The following is a 23,787-nucleotide window of genomic DNA, read 5'->3' as shown; positions in this document are numbered from 1 at the left end:
CGTATGAAACTACTTATTCTATTGTTTTATGGGTTTACGCTTCTTTCCGTCTTCTCCTGCAAAAAACTGGATAAGAAAAATCCGATTGAGTTTAAGATTAAGGCACATATTCCTTATAACGATGAACCTATATCCGGAGTAAAATACACCATTCGGGAGTACCGTTCAAAGAAGGAATTGATCCTAAGTGACATAGAGTACACCGATTTTAAACTGGAAGGATATACCAATGCAAATGGCGAATCAATGATTTCTTTCCCTCCAAAGAAAAATATGAACTATCGGTATGATATCACATTTGACTATTCACAAATGCAGTTTGCAAATTATTCCGGGAGCTATTCGTTGATTAGACCACCAACTTACTTTCCTCTTTCAAGAAAAGATCAGAAGGATTTTGAGATTAGAGCATTACCAATTTGTAGCGCACATTTTAAAATAGAAAACGTAAATTGTTTCGATAACAATGATAAAATGAGATTTAAGATGTTTAACATTGATGAATTTCCACATCAAGCATTTCAATATATAACTGTATGGAGCAACGATTTTAATGGTTGCGGTTTGTTTGGTGAAGTTACTAATGATAATGTGCTTTCTGGTCGACAATTGTACCAAATAGAAGTAACTCGGAACAATCAAGTGACCACATACATCGATACTTTTTTTCTGCAACCCGGAGTAATGAACGAAGTCTTTATTGAATATTGAGAATCAAGTACGGAAAATTGCAACACAAAAATGAGAAAATATGCTCATTTTTGAAAAAAATTAATTGCTATGAAACTACTATTCTTTTTGCTGCCATTCAGCTTGCTTGTATTTTCAGCCTGCAAAAAACTGGATAAGGATAATCCCATTGAGTTCAAGATCAAAGCTCATATTCCTTATAACGACGAACCCATCTCCGGGGTGAAATACACGATTCGGGAGTATCGTTCAAAGAAGGAATTGATTCTAAGTGACATAGAGTACACCGATTTTAAACTGGAAGGATATACCAATGCAAGTGGTGAAGCTGTGATATCTTTCCCCCCAAAGAAAAATATGAATTATCGGTATGATATTACCTTTGATTATTCAAATTTGCAGTTTGCCAGTTATTCCGGGAGCTATTCATTAATAAGGGTTCCAACCTATGTTCCCTTATCCAGAAATGACCAGCAGGATTTTGAAATCAGGGCTTTACCTCATTGTAGTATCCACTTTAAAATAGAAAATGAGAATTGTTTTGATGCCAACGATAAAATGCGATTTAAAACATTTAATATGGATGAGTTTCCAAATCAATCGTTCCAATATATGCTCGATTGGAGTAATGACTTTACAGGCTGTGCAATAAATTTAGAGAATACAACAAACAATGATATGTTATCAGGAAGAAAATTATACCAAATCGAGGTGACTCGAAATGGACAAGTAACTACATACATTGATACTTTCTTCCTGCAACCCGGTATTATGAACGAGGTTTTTCTGGAGTATTAAATCAAGTACGGAAAATCGCAACAACTTTTTCAAATCAATTGCTCACTTTTGTGAAAATCAATTGTTATGAGACTACTATTTACATTATTTCATTTCTGCCTGGTTATTTCTGTATCAGCCTGCAAAAAACTGGATAAGAAAAATCCGATTGAGTTTAAGATTAAGGCTCATATTCCTTATAACGACGAACCCATCTCCGGGGTGAAATACACGATTCGGGAGTATCGTTCAAAGAAGGAATTGATTCTAAGTGACATAGAGTACACCGATTTTAAACTGGAAGGATATACCAATGCAAATGGCGAAGCTGTGATCTCTTTCCCTCCAAAAAAAAATATGAACTATCGGTATGATATCACATTTGACTATTCACAAATGCAGTTTGCAAATTATTCCGAGAGCTATTCGTTGATTAGACCACCAACTTACTTTCCTCTTTCAAGAAAAGATCAGAAGGATTTTGAAATTAGAGCTCTACCATTAATGCAAGTGCAATGGAACTTCAAAAACTTATCTTGTTTTGATGCAAATGATACATTTAAATACAAACAATATAATTTGGATGAATTACCGAATTATAGTTTTAATAATGGTGATCCTTGGCAAGAAGGACCAACTTTAAACGGGTGTGTTGACATAACAGGAAATTATCTACAAAGACTAGCTGGAAGATATGTTTTTAAATGGGAAGCAACTCGAGGAGGGATTTTGACTACCGGAATAGATACTTTCTTTGTTTCACCAGGTGGAACAGATTATATTAATATGTATTGGTAATAGTAATCAAGTACGGAAAATTGCAACACAAAAATGAGAAAATATGCTCATTTTTGAAAAAAATTAATTGCTATGAAACTACTATTCTTTTTGCTGCCATTCAGCTTGCTTGTATTTTCAGCCTGCAAAAAACTGGATAAGGATAATCCCATTGAGTTCAAGATCAAAGCTCACATTCCCTATAGTGGTGAGCCCATTTCCGGAGTGAAATATACCATCAAAGAGTATAAATCGAAGACCGGTCCTTCTTCTTTCGGAGATGTTGAATACACTGATTTTGTAGTGGAAGGAATGACCGATACCTACGGGAATGCCACTGTTTCCTTCGCTCCAAAGAAGAATATGAAGTATCATTACGACATTACTTTTGATTATTCGGGGTTGCAGTTTGCCAATTATTCCGGAAGTTATTCCCTAATCAAGGCTCCGAATTATGTACCCTTAATGCGAGATGATCAGCCTGATTTCGAAATTCGGGCTTTGCCACTTTGTGGAATGCAATTCAAAATTGAAAATGTAAATTGCTTTGATTCAAATGATAAAATGAGGTATAAAGTATATCATCTAGAAGAAGAACCTAATCAACAATTACAGTATGTTCCTTATAGCAATTACTTTAATGGTTGTGGATCACCTATCAATTATACGAATAATACTGTTTTATCTGGTCATCAAATCTACCAAATCGAAGTGACTCGGAACAATCAATTGACCACATACATCGATACTTTTTTTCTGCAACCTGGAGTAATGAACGAGGTTTTCCTGGAATATTAATCAAGTACGGAAAATCACAACTCACTTTTGAGATGTTTTACACACTTTTGTAAAAACCGGATAAAAAACATACTGGTTCACTCATCAGATCGGGGATTTTTCATATATATCATTTCCTATGAGCTTTTGATTAAATTCGCTTAATGAAGCCATCAGCGTTCCTATATCTCTTATTTTTTGTACTAATTGGATTGGCAACAACTCAGTGCACGAATGGCAAAGCTCCCGTAGAAGAAGGATACGAACCCGACAAACCCATTGAATTTCCGCACGACATCCATGCAGGAAAGAACGGGATTGACTGTAAGTTTTGTCACAATGCAGCGTTTGATGAAAAAAACACCGGAATTTCTTCAGCAGATATTTGCATGAAATGCCACAAAGAAGTGAAAGGAAATCCCGCTCAGAGAGTGGAAAATAGCAGTTGAAATAAAGAAGTGTAAGGATTAAGAAAGTTCCCAATCTTTTCAATTGATCAATTATCCATTCTCAATTCGTATTACTTATCCAACACCTTCGGAATACGGAAATAATCGGAATCCTTCTTCGGTGCATTTTTCAATGCTTCTGCCTGTGTAATGGTTACTTCCGGCTCATCATCGCGAAGCACATTCAGTTCATCACTCATGAAGATCAACGGTTCCACATCATCCGTAGGGATTTCAGACAATTTCCCCATAAATCCAATGATTTTATCCAAATCCTGTCGGATAGCTACTTTATCATCTCCTTCAAAACGAAGACGGGATAAATGTGCAATGTGATCTATTGTTTCTTCTGAAATCTTTTCCATGGGGCAAAATTACAAAATTTGAATGAATCAATTCTTCATCAACCCTCTTTCTCTCAACGGTTCCGCTAAAATTTTGAAAACAAGGTCCGACAACTCGGATTCGCTCAGTTCATTTTGTTGCTCCACAGAAATGATGTCGTGCATATAAATCCGGGATATTCCGGGGTGTGCATATCCCAGCACCTGGTCCGGATCGGAAAACATGTGATAATGATCCAAAAACGTAATCGGTACAATCGGGATTTGTGCATGTTTGGATAATTTGAAAGCACCGGATTTAAATTCGACCATTTCAGGCAAATTGCAGTCGGGAATCCCTCCTTCCGGAAAAATGACGATCGACCAGCCTTCTTTTACGGCATTTTTCGCCTGGATAAACGATTTCGCAGCTTTTATCCGGTCGTTGCGGTAAACAGGAATATTCAGCCGCTTGAAGAAGGTCTTCATCAGGGGATATCCGAGTATTTCACTCTTTCCCATGAACAGAAACCGATGGGTCGGTAAAATCGAATACATGATAAAAATATCGAAGTACGAGGTGTGATTGGAAACAATCAGGTACGGACCCTTCGGCAACCTGACTCTTCTCAGGCGATGAACCCAAATTCCGCAACAAAGGCGAACGGTGAAACTCCAAACCACATTGATCGGAAAACTCCACTTTTTCCAGGCATGGCGGGACAGTGTCAGAAAGATAAAGGGGTAAAATAACAACAAGGTTGTGACGAAGATCAGCCCAACGTAACACTTATAACATAAACTTAAGACTCCCAGGAACTGCTTCACCTCTCAAAAATAACGCTTCCGGTCAAAATTCAGTTACAAAAAAACATTCATTCTTGGAATTTCTATCCAATTCCTTCCTTTTAGCTGAAAGAAACCCCTAAATTCGCAAAAAACAATTTTAAATGGCACGAGTTCTTACAGGTATACAAAGCACGGGAACCCCGCATTTGGGGAATTTACTCGGTGCAATCTTACCTGCAATTGAGATGGCAAAGGATCAGCGGAACGATTCCTTTCTTTTCATCGCCAACCTGCATACACTGACACAGATCAAAGATGCAGAGCTGATGCGCGAAAACACGTATTCCACTGCTGCTGTTTGGTTAGCATGTGGTCTGGACCCAGAGCTTACTACATTCTACAGACAAAGTGATGTGGCAGAGGTAACTGAACTCATGTGGCATTTGCTGTGCTTTTATCCATATCAACGTTTGACTCTTGCAACAAGCTTTAAAGACAAAGCAGATTACCTGTCGGATGTGAATGCCGGATTATTTTCTTATCCAATTCTGATGGCCGCAGATATTCTCCTTTATGATGCTGAATTGGTACCTGTTGGAAAGGATCAATCCCAACATTTGGAAATCACGCGTGATGTTGCGACTAAATTTAATTTGAAGCTGGGTGAAACTTTTGTTCTTCCTGACGCAAAGATTAATGAAGCAACCCAAATCGTTCCCGGAACGGACGGTGAGAAAATGAGTAAATCAAGAAATAACACGATCAATATTTTCCTACCCGAGAAACAGCTGAAAAAACAAGTGATGTCGATCGTTACGGATAGTAAAGGTCTGGAAGAACCAAAAGATCCGGATACCTGTCATATTTTCCGTTTATACGAATTACTGGCTTCTCCTTCCGAGATCGAAACGATGCGAGCAAACTATTTAGGAGGCAATTATGGTTATGGACATGCAAAAAATTCACTTTTGGAACTAATATTGAATAAATTTTCAACAGAAAGAGAAAAATACAATGCATTGATGGAAGATAAGTCTCAGATTGATAAAGCCTTAGAAATTGGGGCTTCCAAAGCGCGAATGATTGCACAGGAAACCTTAAAACGGGTTCGGACAAAAGTCGGATACTAAAATTTTTTTGATCAAACGATACCGTTTAATCAAAAAATGCTATATTTGAATCAACTTATGTTACACCAACATAAACTACTCTTATTAAACCAACATGCTGAAGCTCCTCTTATGGGGCTTTTGCCTTTTAAGAGAAGTACGGACTAAATAATACAGTGTGTATTTCTTCCGGACGCCTAACATTTATTTTAAATGTTATTTTTGTAAAAACAACACTGCAACGCACTTACTATGTTTAAACAGTTCGTTCTTATTTCCACACTTGCTGTAGGGCTCATCGGCTGCTCGGATGATTCTGTGAATGTTGAAGACCTGAAAGCAATAGGAGGTGCAAAATATGGCGGAACGTTCCGCTTTATGTCTTCGGAGAAAATCGAGGCCCTGATTCCGCTTCAGGCGACAACCCTTTACACGCAGCGAATTACTTCCCAGCTTTTTGATCCGATCCTGCGTTTGGACGCCTCCGGATCGAAAGTGATCCCATCCGTTGCAGAAAGTTTTTCTGTTTCTGCAGATGGAAAATCCTATACCCTGAATATTCGGAAAGGGATCTATTTTCACCCCGATGAATGCCTCGACGGAGAAGGAAGAGAACTCACGGCGGAGGATGTGAAATTCACACTCGACATGTCCTGCAGCGGTTTAAAAATCAACGAGATCAGCTTCATGCTGAATGACCGCGTGGTCGGTGCATCTGAGTTTAATAAAGCTACTAAAACACAATTCAAACCCGGTGGTGTTTCAGGGATTAAAGTACTGGACAGATACAAAGTTCAAATCAACCTGGTGGAAGCATTTGCCGGTTTCGATAAATTACTGACATATACCGGTTTCGGAATCTTTCCGAAAGAAGCATATGATTTCTACCGGGATGAGCTCAAAAAACATCCCGTGGGAACTGGCCCTTTCATGCTGGAAGAGTTTTCGGACAAAGGATTGAAATTGAAGCGAAACCCGAATTACTGGGCAAAAGATCAATTTGGAAACCAACTTCCGTTTTTAGCGGCTATCGAACTGAGCTATACCAAGAATAAACGCAGTGAGCTCATTGCTTTCAGAGAACGGAAAATTGACCTGGTACTGGAGATTCCATCAGACGAAGTAGACAACATTTTAGGTTCCCTCCAGGAAGCACAGGAAGGAAAGACGGTGAAACACAAAGTGGATTCAAAACAATCGTTCTCCGTTACGTTCCTGGGAATGTCCGAGCGCAATCCTGTTTTCAAAGATGTTCGCGTTAGAAAAGCAATCAATCACGCAATCGACCGGATAGGTTTAGTAAATCAGACCTTACAGGGAGAAGGTTATCCGGTTTTAAACGGGTTTATTCCAAACACCGAATTTTTTCCTGCAAACCGCGTAAAAGGCCCGGATTTTAATGTCTCGAAAGCAAACGCATTACTTGCGCAGGCAGGTTACCCGGATGGAAAGGGCTTTCCAGCAATGGTCATTTATGTGAGCGGGAACAAGGATGCTACAAATCACCTGTTGGCAAAAGGAATCGCCAAACAATTGAAAGAGCATTTAGGACTCTCTATTTCCGTTGAGCTGGTTGATTTCGAGAAACGAAATGAATACGTAAAATCCGGTAAGGCCAGCTTATGGGTTTCGGGATGGATTGCCGATTATCCCGACGGGGAAAGCTTTTTAAGTATTTTCTACGGAAAATATGCGAACCTTGATTCAGAATTCATGAATCCGTTCAAGTATAGAAACAGCCGATTCGATGAGTTGTATGTTCGCTTGAACAAAGAACAGGATGAAAAGAAACGAACGGACATTATGGTTGAATGCGACCAGCAAATCGTGGATGATGCGGTGGTAGTTCCTCTTGTAAATGATGACTTTATCACGATGATCAACTCCCGCGTTCGAAATTTTAAGACAAATTCGTTGGAGAATTTAGATTTTTCTAATATATTTATAAAAGAACCAAAGGGTTCGGAATAAATTTTTAACTAACTCTCAGCTTGCAAAAAGTTAAAGGCAGTCCAAGGCGGATTGCCTTTTTTTATTGACTTAACATAATTTCAAAAATTTCTTAACTTAGAATCGAAACCTACCCATTAAGTTTGTCGCTTATTAAATAATCCATGGTAAAAAGTCAGGAAACAAGTTCTTCTAGAAGCAAGCCGCACGCCGCAAAATACTTCAACCGCGAATTAAGCTGGCTGGCCTTTAATGACCGCGTTTTACAGGAAGCACTGGACGATGAAGTTCCATTAGTAGAACGTTTGCGCTTTTTGGGAATTTATTCGAACAATCTGGATGAGTTTTACCGCGTTCGCGTGGCAAACATTAAGCGCATGATCCAATTGGATGATCAGAAAGTGGAGGGTTACAAAGGAACGGCGGAGGAACTCTATGAAGAAATCCGGAACGTAGTAATCAAACAACAACGCAAATTTGAACATGCTTACGCCTCCATTCTCCATAAACTGAAACTAAAAGGTATCAAGCATTACGATGAACTGACGGTAAACGACAAACAAAAAGAAGAATTGAAGAACTACTTCTTCTCTTCCCTTATTCACGACATTGTTCCTGTACTGATCGATAAAAAAATGCCTTTCCCAAGACTGCGGGATAAAGCCATTTACCTCGCTGTCCGAATGGAATGGGACTATAAGCGAAAAGCACGTTTTGCTTTGATCGAAGTCCCCAACCTGGTTTCCAGGTTCTACATCCTGGAGTCCGGAAAAGAAAAAGGAGTCATTCTCATCGATGATATTATCCGGCTTCATCTGGCAGACATCTTCCCGATCTTTTCATTTGATACCATTGAGGCATTTACGTTCAAATTCACACGTGATGCAGAATTAAACCTGGATGACGACGTATCCATGTCCTTCATTGAAAAAATGGAGAAGAGCATTAAGCAGCGAAAAAAAGGTGAACCGGTACGGATGGTTTACGACCACCGGATGCCCCAGGACCTGTTGGAAATGCTCATCCGGAGCCTGAATTTAACCTTGGGAATAAACACCATTGCAGGGGGAAAATACCATAATTTCAAGGATTTTATGAAATTTCCCGATTTCGGGAACAATGAATTTGTTTATCCTCCCTACAAAGCGGTAGATCATCCAAGTTTTCACAAGCAACACAGCCTGATCAAAATCATTCTTGAAAGAGATGTATTGCTACATTACCCATACCATCGTTTTGACCACATCGTCGATCTGTTGCGCGAAGCAGCCATTGATCCCAAAGTGGTTTCCATAAAAATCAATATTTACCGGGTTGCAAAGAATTCACAGGTTATGAATGCGTTGGTCAATGCGGTGAGAAACGGAAAGGATGTAACGGTTGTTTTGGAATTGCAGGCCCGGTTTGATGAAGAAAACAACTTATTCTGGTCTGAACGAATGCGGGAAGAAGGCGCCAAAGTCCTCTACGGACCCGAGGATCTGAAAATTCATTCCAAACTGATCCAAATCAAGCGCATTTCCGATAAAAAAGAACAATTAATCACCTATGTAGGTACCGGGAACTTCAACGAACAGACTGCCCAGGTTTATACAGATATGGGATTGCTTACGGTCAACAAAAAAATAGCGGAAGAAGTCCATGAAGTTTTTCACATGATGGAGCACACCCTGCACCACCATCATTTTAAAACGCTGATTGTATCTCCTGTCAATGCACGGAAAAAATACATCAGCCTGATCGTGAACGAAACCAAAAACGCCAAGAAAGGATTACCAGCGTTCATTCATATGAAAATCAATAACCTGGTCGACCAGCAAATGATTGATAAATTGTATGAAGCTTCGCAAAACGGTGTCAACATAAAATTGATGGTCCGTGGCATTTGTTGTTTGGTTCCCGGAATTAAAGGATTGAGCCAGAATATCGAGATTTTGAGTGTTGTTGACCGGTTTTTAGAACATACCCGCTTCCTGATCTTCGGGAACAATGACAAACCCCTGTATTTCATTACTTCAGCCGATTGGATGGAGCGTAACCTAGACAAACGGATAGAAGTGGGCACTCCAATTTACGATGAAGGTCTGAAAAACCAGATCAACCTGGTGTTTTCTATGCAATGGGGCGATCGCGAAAAAGCACGGATTATCGATAAGTATCAGAAAAACTCCTACAAAGAAGCAACCGGAACCGAAGCAGTTATTCGTTCACAGGTAGAACTTCAAAACTATTACCGGCAATTGATTGAGAACTTGGAATGTTAGCAGAAAATAAAAATGTAGGTGAGGAAAATTTTCCACCCCTACATTTCTATTAAAACCCTTCTTTTTTCAATTCCTCAGCGTATGCTTTGGTGATTAAGGGAATAAATATTTCCACGGATACTCCTCCACCCGTTTTTTCACGAATGAGGTAAGAGGAACTTGTTTTATTGAGCTTATTCAATAAGTACAACCGGTCGTTAATAATTTCAGAAGCCCTGGAAGAATCGATCGCTTTAAGCCCTTTTCCATTATCTTCGATGATGATCGCCAGTTCATTCAGCCCTCTCAATTTGAACCGGATGGTCAGCTCTCCGACCTTATTCAAATTGGAAAATCCATCCAGAACAGTACTTTCAACAAAAGGCTGCAGGATCATTGTCGGTAAACACACGTTGGAAGGATCCAATTGTTCATCTACTTCGAAAGAGAAATTAAACGCATGCTTCGAACGATCCCTTTGCAGGGTCAGGTAAAATGTCAGGAATTCGATTTCACGGTCCAGTGTCATGAAATCATCATGCGTACTGTCCAATACCTGCTTCAGCAATTTGGAGAAAGACTGGATTTTTTTCTTGTAATCCCCATTCTGACCTGGTTCTGCATTCTGCAATTGGCTCAAAGCATTGAAAATAAAATCCGGGTTGATTCGTGCCTTGTTTAAACGCTGCTGAATTTCCAGCCTCTTTTGTTTTTGTTTAATGGATTTTTGCCTGAAAACCATCAAAACGTAGGCTCCAAGCAATGCGAAGATGATACTCCCGACAAAAATAAGCCTCCATTTGAGATGCCCGATTTGCTGTTGTTGTTGCAATAAACGCCTGTCTTGTTCGTATTCCGCATCGGACTTTTCTTTCCTAACCCGGTGGTATTTTTCGGAGAGTTGACTGAAAGCCCGGTCATTTTGGATTTTTAAGACACTGTCTTTCATTTTTGACAAATCTTCATACACCACTAAAGCACGCTCATATTCTCCGCTCAGTTTGGCACAGTTGTAAAGCAATTCCAAGGCATTGGTAACATCGTAAGGATCTCCTATCTTCTGAGCATATACCAAATTGGAATCTGCAAATTGATAGGCTTTGTCATACCGTTTCAACTCCAGGTAAATATCGGAAATGTCTCCATAAATTGCCCCGCGCTCCTTCCAGTGATAATCCGGGTTGGTCTGCATCAGGGCACTGTCCAGATATTTCAATGCCAAGCGGTAATTCCGGTTGTAATAAGCATGATCCTCAAATAAATTATAGATCTGAAGATAGCTTTCGGAATACTCCATTTTCTTTGCCAGGACATACGAAAAGGAAACCGTATTTAATGCAGAGTCCAAAAAAGCCTTATCCTTTTCAAGTTGATATAGTTTGTAATACCGGGAAGACAATTGCGCCAGCAAATCGATTTTCGTCTCGTTATCCGATAAAACCCGAACAATCGGGTAAGCCAGGTTTGCGTAGTACTTTGCTTTCTCTTTGTCCTTGGACCTTCCATAGCTTCCTGATAATCCGAGATACGCCCGGGAAAGCATCGCATTGTTTCCGGACCGTTGCAGGATTCTCACCGTTTTTGAATAGGCATCTATGGATCCGGGGTAATCTCCCTGAAGCATCAATAACTCACCGAGAGTCAGATTATTTTCAACGTAAGCAGCGGATTTACACCGGACACTGTCCAGAATGAACTTTTCCCGGTCCAAACTCCTTTTAGCATCTTCAAACTGACCGTTCTTAATTTGCACCTGGGCTTTCAATTGATAAGAAAACGCGACACACCTCGGGCTTTTATCTTTCTCAAGGGTCTTGGCAAACTTCCAAAGGTTGAACGATTTATGCTTAGCTGTGCTGTCAAAGTCGCGCTGAGCGATAAAATCCTGCATGGACTCACAAGCACAATTCGATTGTGCCTGAACAAGTTCAGCAAAACCAATAAAGACCAGACAGATTATTAACCGTTTCATAAAGTTCTTGTTCAAAGTTAGCAAAAAACACCTTAAACTCATTTTACGCGAAAAAGAAAAGGAGGCGAATATTCACCTCCTTTTCTGCTTTTTGTTACTTATGATGTAAAATCACTAAAAATTGACTGTTAAACCAAATGTTAGTGGGTAAACTCCGACCGTTTTGTCGGTATCGAAAAGAGGCAGCAGGTTGTAATTTGCAAACACTCCGATGTTTTTATATCCCAATTTTACAGCAGCATCCAGGCGGAATGCGTTTAACCCGTAAACTCCTTTTGTCTTCGTGCGGTATTTTGTTTTGTCTTCTTCAATCACTTGTTTGGTGCTGGAACCGATTCTTACTCCTCCAATTACTCCGGCAGCCAGGTAAAACCCTTTGTCGGAATCAGCACTTGAACAGAATTCAAGCATCAGCGGAGCGGTTAAATAAACTGCACGCAATTTGTTCTTTTTGTAATCATTCACTGTATCCTTCAATACCCACAAGGAATCTGAATTCGCAAACAGCAAGTTGTTCTTCAACCCGATTTGTGTCCAGTTGATTCCTAAACCGGTCGTCAACCCGATGTAATTTTTATAAATTTTGAACTTGTATTCTGCGAAATTAAAATTCCAGCTGAACGATTTACCCGGATCATTTTCCCATTGTTTGTCATTGGGGAAACTGCTTTTCATGGCACTGTTCAACAAGATGGTAGGTCCAAACTCAACCCCGGCCCAATGTGCCTCAAAATGCTTCAATGTTTTATGATCGGGAGCAGCATCAATGGTATCACTGTCATTGTTTTTAATAATCAGGATCAGTTTTTCTTTCAATTTGATACGTGTTGTATCCGGATCTTCCTGACCTTTTGCATATCCGAATAGGAAGAATATAAACGTAATAAATAAACCTGTTCTCATATCTCTAAATTTTATTGCTTTCTAACCAGTTAAGTACTTCGGGCTTTTCGAACATATGACCATCTCACCTCTTATTTTGTTACAGCAGATCCAAAAAAAAATTGAATTGTTTTTTAAACTATTGATTATTAATTGATTACGTTTTGAAAAAAATAATCGTCGGGAGGCCTAAAGCTCTCATACATTCGTTAATTTTGCAATTCAATTTTCAATTACATGTACAGATCACACACAAATGGCGAATTGCGCGCCGCACATATCGGACAGGAGGTAACATTAGCGGGTTGGGTTCAAAAATCCAGGGATCTTGGAGGAATGACGTTCGTTGATTTACGTGACCGTTATGGGATTACACAATTGGCTTTCAACCTGGAAGAAAATAGTGATTTGTGTTTACAGGCCCGAAAATTGGGCCGGGAATTTGTCATCCAGGTAAAAGGGTTGGTTATTGAGCGCAGCAGCAAAAACGCAAATCTGCCCACCGGAGAAATCGAAATCAAGGTTTCAGAACTCAACTTACTGAATGCAGCGAAAACACCTCCTTTCACCATTGAAGACGATACGGATGGCGGGGAAGAATTGCGTGCGCAATACCGCTACCTGGATTTGAGAAGAAACCCGGTACAGCAAAAATTGCGTTTGCGTAACCAAGTAGCATTGGAAACACGGAAATATTTGGATTCAAACGGGTTTTTGGATGTAGAAACCCCTTATTTGATTAAATCTACACCGGAAGGAGCCCGCGATTTCGTAGTTCCAAGCAGAATGAATCCCGGGGAGTTTTATGCCTTGCCTCAATCTCCGCAAACATTCAAGCAGTTGTTAATGGTTTCCGGTTTTGACCGCTATTACCAGATCGTAAAATGTTTCCGCGATGAAGACCTGCGTGCTGACCGTCAACCCGAGTTTACCCAGATCGACTGTGAAATGGCATTTGTGGAACAGGAAGATATCCTGAACATGTTTGAAGGATTGATCAAGCACTTGTTCCAAACCGTTCGCGGAATCACTTTTGAAGGCAATTTCCCGCGAATGACTTATGCAGAAGCAATGGCAATTTATGGTTCGGACAAACCGGACATCCGTTTCGATATGAAATTCACGGACCTGAAAGCACTTTCCTCCGGAAAGAATTTCCAGGTATTTGATAACGCAGAGGCAGTAATCGGAATTGCGGTTCCGGGAGCAAGCGAATACACACGCAAGCAATTGGATGAAATCACGGATTGGATAAAACGCCCTCAAATCGGTGCACTTGGTTTGGTTTATGTGAAATGTAACTTGGACGGAACCTTTAAAAGTTCGGTAGATAAATTTTACGATGAGGCTGCGTTGAAATCCTGGGCGGAAGCTTCTGGTGCAAAAGCAGGAGATTTGATCTTTGTTTTAAGCGGTGACCTGGATAAAACACGCAAACAAATGAACGAACTGCGTTTACGCATGGGAACGGAACTTGGTTTGCGCAAACCGGATGAATTCAAGCCTTTGTGGGTATTGGATTTCCCGCTTTTGGAATGGGACGAAGAACACGGACGCTACCATGCGATGCACCATCCATTTACTTCTCCGAAACCGGAAGATTTCGGGTTGATCGATTCCGAACCCGGAAAGGTGCGTGCGAATGCCTATGATTTGGCTATGAACGGCGTTGAATTGGGTGGTGGCTCGATCCGCATCCACGACAGAGCACTTCAATCCCGCATGTTTGAATTGTTAGGATTTACTCCGGAACAGGCACAGGAACAATTCGGTTTCTTGTTGAATGCTTTTGAATACGGAGCACCTCCGCATGGCGGACTGGCATTCGGTTTGGATCGTTTGGTAGCAACAATGGGTGGTTCCGATTCCATCCGCGATTACATTGCATTCCCTAAAAACAATAGCGGAAGAGATGTGATGATTGATGCACCTTCACAGATCGACGAAGTGCAATTGAAAGAATTGGGAATTAAAACCAACTAATTGAGAATGTAAAATTGAAACGGATGGATTTAGATTAATCTGCAGTAGGAGAGCCGTTCGAAAACAGCATTTTTCTCTTCTTTCATTCCGATAGCTGTCGGAACTCACTTGTACATTCTCAATCTTAGTTTGATTTTCGGACCAATTTCAAACGGTAAGCCGCTGTATTTTTAAAGCGCTTTTCATCTAAAGACAACTGGATGATTTCCTTCGGTCGAAACTCGTATTCCATTCTGCGGACAGAATCATTGATCCCTCCTTGGGAAAGAATAAGGGTTTCTCTTTCTGCGGCTTTGATCTTTTTCCATTGACCGCTGCAAACCAGGGTGGCGTCGCCATCTTCGGTAGCATTTTTATATGTTTCGGTCAAGCGAAAAATTCCAACAGTATCTCCTTTAACAACTAATCGTTGTTGAATCCCGTCACAATCTTCACAGGGAATTTCTCCCTCATAAATACGGAATACTTTGTAATCTTTGTCGGTGATATACTTTTCTTCTTCTTTATTAGCAGTAGATCGCTTAACAGGTGTCTTTTTTTCTTCCCGGTGTTCGATACAGGCAGTGAAGGTTAACCATGAACCCACAATAACAAACAAACAATTAATTCGGTTTATCATCCCACTCAATTATTAATTTTCCAACAGTTTTGCCTTCTTCCAGCAAACGATGGGCTGTTTTTAATTCTTCTTGCCTGTAGACACCACCTACAACCGGATGAATCTGCCCTTGTTTTACCATTTGCACCACCTCGTTGAGACACTGAGCAAGTACATGTGGTTTGAAGTCAGCCACTTTGAGCATGTTTATTCCAATAATGGATTTAGAACGCATCATTAATCCGATTGGTACAACAAAACCCATCTTTCTAACAAAATTAAGCGTTGAAAGGAGTCCCCACTTACCATTTGATAATTCAGAACCACCAAATAACACCATCCTTCCACCTGTTCCCAAAAGTGCCTGGTCCTTTTTGAATGTTGCACCGGCAACCGGATTGAAACTGACATCCAATCTATCTGGTCCTAAACAGTTTAGAACTTGTTTTTCGTAAGCTGATTCTTTGTAGTTAATGACCTCATCGGCACCTAAATCCTTTACCAGTTTTTCTTTCTCTTTGGAACTTACTTTGGCAATAACATGTGCTCCTTTTAACTTACACAATTGGATCAGGGCTGTTCCGACACCACCGGCTGCTGCATGAATTAAAACCCGCTCCCCGGACTGAACATTTGCCGAACGGTTCACCATGTAATAAGCGGTTACAAATTGGGTTGCCAATGATAAGGCAATTCCCGCATCCATTTCATCAATAACAGAAACTGCATAATTCTCCGTAATAACCTGTTTCGAATACCCACCGAATCTGCAAAATCCAACGACCCTTTTTCCGATCAGTTCTTTGTTTCCGTTTCCGCCAACCTCGGAAATTTTTCCGACTACCTCATAACCAATTACACAGGGCATGGGTGGTGCTTCACGGTAGAGGCCCAAACGCGCCATTACATCGGCATAATTCAAACCGAATGCTTCTACATCAATGAGGACCTGATTGCCTTTTAATGCAGGTAAACTAAGGATTCTTAATTCAAAGGCAGTTTCAGCCGACCCTTTCTTTACCAAATGAAATGCTTCCGTCTGTCTCATATGCAAATTTAACCTAAAAAGTTCGCGCGCTTTCTTCAAAAAAAATCTGTCTGCCGAAAAAATGCTATTTTTAATCAAAACTTAAATTTGATACAATGGCGACTACATTCCACTACCTGGTTCCGATTGATTTTACTCCGGTAACTGAAAACGCTTTGGTTTTTGCATTGGATGCAGCCAAATACAATAAAGGCGATATTGTGTTACTTCATATTATTTCGCATTCGAAAGAACGCATCGCAGCAGAAAAGCAGCTGCATGACCTGGCGGTCAAATACCAAAATCCGGACGTAAAGATCTCAACCCGTGTGGTTATCGGAAAAGTCTTAAGGGATATTGGAATTATTGCGGATTCAATCGGTGTGCAACTTGTGATCATGGGAACACACAGCACATCAATCTGGCAAAAGATCTTCGGAAGCCCCGCTTTATCGGTTGTATCGAACAGCAATGTTCCGATTGTACTGACACAAGAAGATACTTCCTTCCACAAGATCAAATCCATTGTCATGACAGTTGACCTGGCAAGAGAAAGCGTTCAGGTGGTACGGTACGCTTCCAGAGTAGCACAAGTGTTCAATTCCAAAATATTTCTGGTTGGTCAACGCTATGCCGACGAAGGACTGATGCAAAAAATTGAAGTGAACTTGCGTGTGGCAAACGGATACTTAAAGGATCATGGTCTGGACACGACAATTCATTTGCTGGACTCTACCAACTTTGAGAAAAACCTCATTGAATACTGTCGTGAAGTAAATGCAGACCTGTTGGCGGCAACGCATTACCAGGATATGTTCTCTTTATTCTCAACGAATCTGATTCAAAGTCTGGCTGAAAATGAATTGGCTTTGCCGGTAATGACTTTTGACGGAGAGGACACTTCTACAGGATCACAGTTCGGATTTATTACTCAGTAAAACTTTAAGATATTAAGACTTCAGGATTTGGAGTCTTGTTCCAACAACGGATAGGTTTGAAAAAGCTTATCCGTTTCCTTTTATAAGCAATACGATTTCCCCTTTTGGTGGCGTATTCTGGAAGTGTTTTAACACGTCTTCTGCTTTTCCTCTTACGAATTGCTCAAACAGCTTACTGATTTCACGTGCAACACAGACTTCTCTGTCTGCTCCCAGAAAGTTGACACACTCTTCCAATGCTTTGACAATACGGTGCGGGGACTCGTACAAAACGATAGTCCGTTCCTCCTCTTTGTAAGAAAGCCATTTGGTCTGTCTTCCTTTTTTGTGCGGAAGAAACCCTTCGTACAGGAACCGATCACATGGAAAACCACTTGCAACCAAGGCCGGAACGAATGCTGTTGGACCAGGCAAACATGTTACTTCCAAACCCGCTTCGACACACGCTCTTACCAACAGGAATCCGGGATCGGAAATAGCCGGTGTTCCGGCATCCGAAACCAGGACCGTACATTGATTCTCACGAACTGTCTGAACAGAGCGCTCCAGTTGTTTGTGCTCGTTGTGTGCATGGAATGGAATGATCTGTTTTCCTGTTATTTCCAGATGAGAAAGCAGTTTTTTGGTTACCCGCGTATCTTCCGAATAAATAATCTCTGCCTCTTTGAGTAAACGAATTGCTCTTAATGTAATGTCCTCCAAATTTCCAACAGGGGTTGGAACCACAAATAACACACCCATTTTAGTTTGTTTTTAGCGTGTTAATACCACGTAATCCTGTAATACCATTTTAAGGAATTCCATGCGTTTCGGCGGAGTTTCTGCCAACCCGATCAAGCGGGCGGTTTCGTCTGCCAGCTGAATTGCGAAATCCTTATTCGACTGGTTGGGGTATCGCTGTACGCGCAGGATCGTATTCTTAATCAGGAGCATGTCTTCATCTGAAAAGCGAATGACATTCGGGTAAGTTGGAACGTGGTTATCCGAGTTCTTAATGGAAAGCACATCCCTTAAACTATAAATCTGTGTATCCTTTACTTTTATAACCACCGTATCGGCCATTATATCTCCTATTCGCTGTCTTTTTTCAGTTGTACCGGCCACCAGGAGCGCCAAGAACCCGAAACCACCAACCCAAATATCTACGATTCGAAAGATCCATCGTGTAAAATACTCTCTCAATCCGGCAGTTTCTCCATTACTTTTCACCACACGGATTCCCATAATGAGCTTTCCCAACGACCTTCCATTGGTCAAATACTCAATCACAGGAGAATACAATAACCAAGGCAGGCGCAATAAGAAAATACTTAAAAGTGACCACCTGTTTTGAAAGGAATTCATATCCAGGTCCAGCAAATTGGATGAAATGAAATAACTGGCTATCAACAAATAAATCAGCAAAAAGACCACATCCAGAAAGGCTGCAACTGCCCGGTAAACCGGACTCGCAAGCTCATAGTCGATCGTAACAAATTGCGATGTTGTAAAAGAAATTGTTTTCATGCCCTGTCAGATGTGAATCCGAAAATACAAATTAAAGAACAAATATGCTTCATTTTAGGTCTTTCTTCCCCTTGAATTTATGTGATTTAAAGTTTCACACAGAAATCTTTTTACTGCATTACTAATGATTCCCAATTATAACCGGCTTTTTATCGAAAGCAGTGATTTTTTGACCGCGCTAACGCTTGTCTTTTATCGAAAGCAGTGCTTTTTTTTGACCGCGCTAACGCTTGTCTTTTATCGAAAGCAGTGCTTTTTTTTGACCGCGCTAACGCTTGTCTTTTATCGAAAGCAGTGCTTTTTTTGACCGCGCTAACGCTTGTCTTTTATCGAAAGCAGTGCTTTCTCTTATTTTAAAATCAGCTGGATCGGTAAATGATCCGAATATCCTCCGTAATAATTCGGACCACCATACGTTGCAGAAGGTTTTTTGCTTCCGTCTTTCTGGGTGAAAAGCAATTTCTCCTCGTAAACGATCTTACCATCATTGGGAGAAAGCTGGATTCCGTTACTTCCGTCGAAAAGTGCTTTTGAAACAATAAAATGATCCAAAACCCCCCATTCTCCTTTGAAATTATGGGTTCCTTTACCGGCTTTGTGATCGTCCTCGAACAAATCTACCAAATCCGCTTGGGTATCGGTAACCGCTTTTGCTTTCAGGACATCGCGAACGGAAACATTGTCCGGATGGTCATTAAAATCCCCCATCAGAACGATATTCGCTTTTGGATCGGCTTTCAGGATCTCATCCACTTTTGCGCGTGCAACTTTTGCAGCCTGGATTCTCCTGATCTCAGATTCACTTTCTCCCCCTCGGCGTGACGGCCAATGATTCACAAACAGATGAATGATGTTCCCTCCCTGCAATTGTCCTTTTACGTATAAAATATCACGTGTTTTAAAATCCGGAATGGAGTCAATTGAAACTTTCAGGTTTTCCATCTTCAACAACTTAAAGCAGCTCTTATCGTAAAGCAGGCCACAATCTATTCCACGTGCATCCGGTGAATCTTTGTGGGCTATCTCATAGTTGGTTTTAGCCAAACGGCCTGTATGCTTCAAATCCATTAAAACTCCTTTATTCTCAATTTCCACCAACCCGATTACTACCGGATTTTCCGGAAGGTTCATGGTAATTGCTTCCACCAGGTGGTCCAACTTAACACGGTATCTTTCGGAATTCCATTTCAATTTTCCGTCCGGCAGGAACTCTTCATCAATGACACCTTTTTCGTCAATAGTATCAAACAAATTTTCAACGTTATAGGAAACAATCGCCCGGCCGTGAAACGGCTGAAGTGCTTCCTTCTTTGATCCCTTTTGTGAAAATCCGTTGACCGAGCAAACAGATACAAGGATCGAAAACAAAATAATTTTTTTCATACTGAGTATTGATTTAATATTCTAAACGAAACCGGTTCAACTCTAACAAACATGAAGCCAGTAAATCAATACTCGACTGGATGTCGTCCTTATGAGCCATTTCAATAACCTGGTGCAAATGCCTGGTCGGAATGGAAACAGCTCCTGCAATAGAACCTCCCGGAGACATCCGTTGAATTCCTGCAGTATCCGTTCCGCCTGCGGTCAGGATTTCAGGCTGCCATTTAATTTTATTCCTGTCTGCCACTTCTTTCATGTAACGGACCATGCGCGAATCGCAAATCGTGGATGCATCCATAATTTTAATCGCAGTTCCTTCTCCCAGCTTTGTAATTTGTTCATGTGCTGCTGCACCCGGCAGGTCAAAAGCAATTGTTGTATCCAGCCCAAAACCGAATGTCGGTTTAATATTCAAACTTGCCACATTTGCTCCTCGGATGCCAACCTCTTCCTGAACAGTAAACACCATGTACACGTCATTCGGAAGTTCTTTTCCTTTCAACAGTTTAAGTACTTCGATCGCGATGAAAACAGCCAGGCGGTTATCCAACGATTTGCTGTTGAAACAGTCCCCCATTTCAATAAATTCTCTTTCGCGTGTAATCACATCGCCGATAGAAACCAATTCTTTCACTTTTTCAGCCGGTAAGCCTGTATCTACAAAATAATCTGTCAGTTTCGCCACCTTGTTCCGTTCGTCCTGGGTCATCACATGGATTGGTTTGGAAGCCATTACTCCAATCACATCCTCTTTTCCATGAATAATGACACGCTGAGCCGTGAGTGTTTTCGGGTCGAAACCTCCCAGAGTGGTAAAACGGATGAAGCCTTTGTCATCGATATAAGTAACCATGAAGCCGATTTCATCCATGTGTGCTCCCACCATGACAGATTGGTCGGATTTACCTTTCCGGATCCCATACACATTCCCCATATTGTCCACTTCCACTTTGTCACACAAGGATTCTATTTCGCGCAGCACCAATTTTCTAACGCGGTCTTCGTGTCCGGGAGCACCGGGAGTTTTACATATTTCGGCTAAGAGTTTTTTATTCATTTCTTTGAGTTTGCCTCAAAAATAATAGAAATCCGGGTGGATTGGTTCATTCCGAAGTTTAAAGAATCAGCAAATAACTGTTAAGCAGTAAATGAACCGATTTAGTAGCAAAACTCACCCGACAAACGATCCGGGTGGTGTTTATAAAATTCAGGTTTAACCCAGGCACATGTCTTTAATTCTTCAAACAAGCAGAAACGTATTTATCTAACAATCTTTTGTTTACGATCATCTGAGCTAAAAGCAACTTCGATTAAATAAATCACTAAATTTGTTTTACATTAAACCAGATTCAACACAGAATCTTAAATCAACAGACTATGAGAAAAATAGTACTCAGTTTATCTTTATTCACACTTACTCTACAGGTATCCGCTCAAACCCAGGTAGGAAACAGCGATTTCGAACAATGGGAAGGACCTTCATCGCCAGAGATTAAAGAACCAATTAACTGGAATAGTTTTATGACAGCCAGTGGTGGATTAGCCGGCGCAGCAAACCAACAAATGGATCGGGTTACTTACGTGCGACCGGGATCAACCGGAACATACGCTGTTCGAATTTGGTGTAACAGTATATTTGGGGTTGCAGCAAACGGAAACGTTACTACAGGTCAAATAAATATGGGGAGCATTACACCTACAAACTTAGCCAATCATAACAAATCAGTAACTACTGATGTAAACTTTTCAGATCCGATGACTGATTCTCCGGATTCTTTGGTAGTTTGGGTAAGACACAAACCGGTTACTACATCAAAGCTGGGAAGAGTTAGCTGTGTGATTCATAATAATACAAACGGGTATAAAGATCCGAATGATGTTGCAGGTGCCAATACAGTTGCTACTGCTATTTCAAGTATTTCCTACAATGGAGGAAACTGGCAACGTCTGTCCATTCCATTCACTTATGTAGGAACGCCGTCAAATGCTGCTTACATCATTACAACGTTCACTACAAACCAAACTCCGGGAGGAGGAAACGGGGGTGATACTTTGGCAGTAGATGACATGGAATTAGTATATGTTCCAAGACCTTCTTTTACAACTTCTGCAACTGCAGTTTGTAGTGGAGGCTCAATCTCCTTTACAAATACTTCTACCAATTTCCCAACCTCTTACAGTTGGGCATTTACAGGAGGAAGCCCTGCTTCAAGTACTGCTACGAACCCTGTAGTTACTTATAACACTCCAGGAACTTATACCGCTATTTTAACAGCGACTAACCAATGGGGATCAAAAACTACCACTCCTGTAACAATTACTGTTAATGCATTGCCTGATGCTTCATTGAGCTATGCTCAGGCTACTTATTGTCCTGCTGACACAGACCCTGTTCCAACAGCAACGAACGCCGGTACATTTTCTTCTACAAGCGGACTGGTAATCAATTCAAGTACAGGTGCTGTTGACCTTTCTGCAAGTACCCCAGGAACTTATACAGTAACAAATACTTATAATGGAACTTGTTCAAACACAGGAACTACTAGCCTTACGATCAATCCTCCAGCAGATGCTACTTTTGCTTATCCATCCAACACGATTTGTGCAGGTGGGGCGAATGAAACACCAACAGTAACTGATCCGGGAACATTCTCTGCTACACCTGCAGGTTTGGTATTTGCAAGTACCACAACAGGTGAGATCAATGTTGCAGCAAGTACCGTTGGAACTTATACGGTAACTTACAATGCGACAGGTTCTGCCGCTTGTCCTACTTCAGGATCTTCTTCAAGCCTAAGCATCACCATTACCACTACTCCGGATGCTTCGTTTACCTATGCCCAGACAGCATATTGTGCGGATGCAACTGATCCGACACCGGTATTTGGTGCAGGCGCAAATGGAGGAGTATTCACTTCAACTGCAGGTTTGACGATCAATTCCAACACCGGAGAAATCGATTTGTCTGCAAGTACAGCGGGAAGTTATACAGTAACAAATACGATTGCTGCATCCGGTTCTTGCCCGATGGCTGATGAAACATTTAGTGTTACAGTAAACGCTCTTCCAAATGTTACTTTGGCGAATTTCACAGATGTATGTGTTTACAATCCTGCATTTGCATTAGCAGGTGGTGCTCCGGCTGGAGGAACCTACAGCGGAACAGGTGTGAGCGGAGGAAATTTTGATCCTGCAACCGCTGGAGTTGGTACTGAAACGATCACATATTCTTACACGGACGGAACAACTACCTGTTCGAATACAGCTACAAATACGATTAACGTAGAAGAATGTTTAGGATTAACGGATAATCAAATCACTACCGTTTCCGTTTACCCGAATCCAACGGATGGTAAATTGACCTTGTCAAATATTACAGGAAATACTTCATTTAAAGTCGTTTCTGTTTCAGGACAAGTTGTTTTAAGCGGTGTTGTTTCAGCTACAGCTAATTCCATAGATCTTTCTTCTTTCGAAAATGGAATCTACGTTCTTCAATTAGCTCAGGAACAAGGTATTCAATCGGTTCGCATCGTTAAGAAATAAAAAAAACATACCTTTGTCGTGTAACCACCATTCTTAGCCGGGATGGTGGTTCACTTTTTAAAGCTACA

Annotated in this window: 21 protein-coding genes; 11 read left to right on the top strand and 10 right to left on the bottom strand. The window is 40.9% G+C overall.

Annotated features, from left to right (window positions below; all coding sequences use genetic code 11):
- Window positions 1-3 precede the first annotated feature (3 nt).
- The 5 genes from FO442_RS04525 to FO442_RS04505 all read left to right on the top strand — a co-directional run bounded on the left by FO442_RS04525 (window position 4) and on the right by FO442_RS04505 (window position 3,470).
- Window positions 4-711, top strand: a complete 708-nt coding sequence (locus FO442_RS04525; RefSeq protein ID WP_144331965.1) for a hypothetical protein — start codon at window positions 4-6, stop codon at window positions 709-711.
- Between the two features lie 69 nt (window positions 712-780).
- Complete coding sequence (locus tag FO442_RS04520; RefSeq protein WP_144331964.1) at window positions 781-1,488, top strand: hypothetical protein; 708 nt, start codon at window positions 781-783, stop codon at window positions 1,486-1,488.
- A 66-nt stretch (window positions 1,489-1,554) separates the two neighbouring features.
- On the top strand, window positions 1,555-2,265 hold the full coding sequence (locus FO442_RS04515; protein WP_144331963.1) for a hypothetical protein: 711 nt from the start codon (window positions 1,555-1,557) through the stop codon (window positions 2,263-2,265).
- Between the two features lie 72 nt (window positions 2,266-2,337).
- A complete protein-coding gene (locus tag FO442_RS04510) occupies window positions 2,338-3,042 on the top strand; it encodes a hypothetical protein (protein ID WP_144331962.1) in 705 nt (234 codons plus the stop codon).
- A 143-nt stretch (window positions 3,043-3,185) separates the two neighbouring features.
- A complete protein-coding gene (locus tag FO442_RS04505; RefSeq protein WP_144331961.1) occupies window positions 3,186-3,470 on the top strand; it encodes a cytochrome c3 family protein in 285 nt (94 codons plus the stop codon).
- A 71-nt stretch (window positions 3,471-3,541) separates the two neighbouring features.
- Here the strand turns inward: FO442_RS04505 and gatC are convergent, their stop codons facing one another.
- Together gatC and FO442_RS04495 are read right to left on the bottom strand one after the other, a co-directional pair.
- Complete coding sequence (gene gatC / locus FO442_RS04500) at window positions 3,542-3,835, bottom strand: Asp-tRNA(Asn)/Glu-tRNA(Gln) amidotransferase subunit GatC (protein WP_144331960.1); 294 nt, start codon at window positions 3,833-3,835, stop codon at window positions 3,542-3,544.
- A 27-nt stretch (window positions 3,836-3,862) separates the two neighbouring features.
- Window positions 3,863-4,621: a lysophospholipid acyltransferase family protein gene (locus FO442_RS04495; protein ID WP_144331959.1), complete on the bottom strand. Its 759-nt coding sequence runs from the start codon at window positions 4,619-4,621 to the stop codon at window positions 3,863-3,865.
- 122 nt (window positions 4,622-4,743) lie between these two features.
- Between FO442_RS04495 and trpS the strand changes: the two genes are divergently transcribed.
- From trpS to ppk1, 3 genes are all read left to right on the top strand, one after another.
- Window positions 4,744-5,712, top strand: coding sequence for a tryptophan--tRNA ligase (trpS, locus tag FO442_RS04490; RefSeq protein ID WP_144331958.1), 969 nt, complete (start codon window positions 4,744-4,746; stop codon window positions 5,710-5,712).
- Window positions 5,713-5,943: 231 nt separating this feature from the next.
- Entirely contained in the window at window positions 5,944-7,662 is a 1,719-nt protein-coding gene (locus tag FO442_RS04485; protein ID WP_144331957.1) for an ABC transporter substrate-binding protein, read from the top strand.
- Between the two features lie 143 nt (window positions 7,663-7,805).
- Window positions 7,806-9,905, top strand: coding sequence for a polyphosphate kinase 1 (gene ppk1 / locus FO442_RS04480; protein WP_144331956.1), 2,100 nt, complete (start codon window positions 7,806-7,808; stop codon window positions 9,903-9,905).
- Between the two features lie 49 nt (window positions 9,906-9,954).
- Here the strand turns inward: ppk1 and FO442_RS04475 are convergent, their stop codons facing one another.
- On the bottom strand, window positions 9,955-11,856 hold the full coding sequence (locus FO442_RS04475; RefSeq protein WP_186279894.1) for a tetratricopeptide repeat-containing sensor histidine kinase: 1,902 nt from the start codon (window positions 11,854-11,856) through the stop codon (window positions 9,955-9,957).
- Window positions 11,857-11,970: 114 nt separating this feature from the next.
- Window positions 11,971-12,759 (bottom strand): outer membrane beta-barrel protein, encoded by a 789-nt coding sequence (locus FO442_RS04470; protein ID WP_144331954.1) that lies wholly within the window; start codon window positions 12,757-12,759, stop codon window positions 11,971-11,973.
- Window positions 12,760-12,975: 216 nt separating this feature from the next.
- Between FO442_RS04470 and aspS the strand changes: the two genes are divergently transcribed.
- Window positions 12,976-14,721 carry an aspartate--tRNA ligase gene (gene aspS, locus FO442_RS04465; RefSeq protein ID WP_144331953.1) on the top strand — a complete coding sequence of 582 codons (1,746 nt, stop codon included), beginning with the start codon at window positions 12,976-12,978 and terminating at the stop codon, window positions 14,719-14,721.
- A 124-nt stretch (window positions 14,722-14,845) separates the two neighbouring features.
- On the opposite strand, the gene FO442_RS04460 is transcribed toward aspS, so the two are convergent.
- Window positions 14,846-15,340, bottom strand: a complete 495-nt coding sequence (locus FO442_RS04460; protein ID WP_144331952.1) for a copper resistance protein NlpE N-terminal domain-containing protein — start codon at window positions 15,338-15,340, stop codon at window positions 14,846-14,848.
- The gene (locus tag FO442_RS04455) at window positions 15,324-16,367 is read right to left on the bottom strand and encodes a quinone oxidoreductase family protein (RefSeq protein WP_144331951.1); all 1,044 of its coding nucleotides are present in this window, start codon (window positions 16,365-16,367) and stop codon (window positions 15,324-15,326) included. The genes FO442_RS04460 and FO442_RS04455 overlap by 17 nt, the downstream gene beginning before the upstream one ends.
- 95 nt (window positions 16,368-16,462) lie before the next feature.
- On the opposite strand from FO442_RS04455, the gene FO442_RS04450 reads away from it, so the two are divergent.
- Window positions 16,463-17,284, top strand: a complete 822-nt coding sequence (locus FO442_RS04450; RefSeq protein ID WP_144331950.1) for a universal stress protein — start codon at window positions 16,463-16,465, stop codon at window positions 17,282-17,284.
- A gap of 66 nt (window positions 17,285-17,350) precedes the next feature.
- Here FO442_RS04450 and rsmI read toward each other — a convergent pair whose 3' ends face one another.
- The 4 genes from rsmI to FO442_RS04430 all read right to left on the bottom strand — a co-directional run bounded on the left by rsmI (window position 17,351) and on the right by FO442_RS04430 (window position 21,230).
- A complete protein-coding gene (gene rsmI / locus FO442_RS04445) occupies window positions 17,351-18,025 on the bottom strand; it encodes a 16S rRNA (cytidine(1402)-2'-O)-methyltransferase (RefSeq protein WP_144331949.1) in 675 nt (224 codons plus the stop codon).
- 12 nt (window positions 18,026-18,037) lie between these two features.
- A complete protein-coding gene (locus FO442_RS04440) occupies window positions 18,038-18,790 on the bottom strand; it encodes an RDD family protein (RefSeq protein ID WP_144331948.1) in 753 nt (250 codons plus the stop codon).
- Between the two features lie 348 nt (window positions 18,791-19,138).
- Window positions 19,139-20,173, bottom strand: a complete 1,035-nt coding sequence (locus FO442_RS04435; protein WP_144331947.1) for an endonuclease/exonuclease/phosphatase family protein — start codon at window positions 20,171-20,173, stop codon at window positions 19,139-19,141.
- Between the two features lie 13 nt (window positions 20,174-20,186).
- A complete protein-coding gene (locus FO442_RS04430; protein WP_144331946.1) occupies window positions 20,187-21,230 on the bottom strand; it encodes a M42 family metallopeptidase in 1,044 nt (347 codons plus the stop codon).
- A gap of 320 nt (window positions 21,231-21,550) precedes the next feature.
- Between FO442_RS04430 and FO442_RS04425 the strand changes: the two genes are divergently transcribed.
- Window positions 21,551-23,719, top strand: a complete 2,169-nt coding sequence (locus FO442_RS04425; protein ID WP_144331945.1) for a T9SS type A sorting domain-containing protein — start codon at window positions 21,551-21,553, stop codon at window positions 23,717-23,719.
- Window positions 23,720-23,787: the final 68 nt, after the last annotated feature.

Source organism: Fluviicola chungangensis (assembly GCF_007558725.1).
Lineage (GTDB): Bacteria > Bacteroidota > Bacteroidia > Flavobacteriales_D > Crocinitomicaceae > Fluviicola > Fluviicola chungangensis.
The sequence above is the reverse complement of the archived record's forward strand: the minus strand, read 5'-3'. Positions and strand labels throughout refer to the sequence as shown.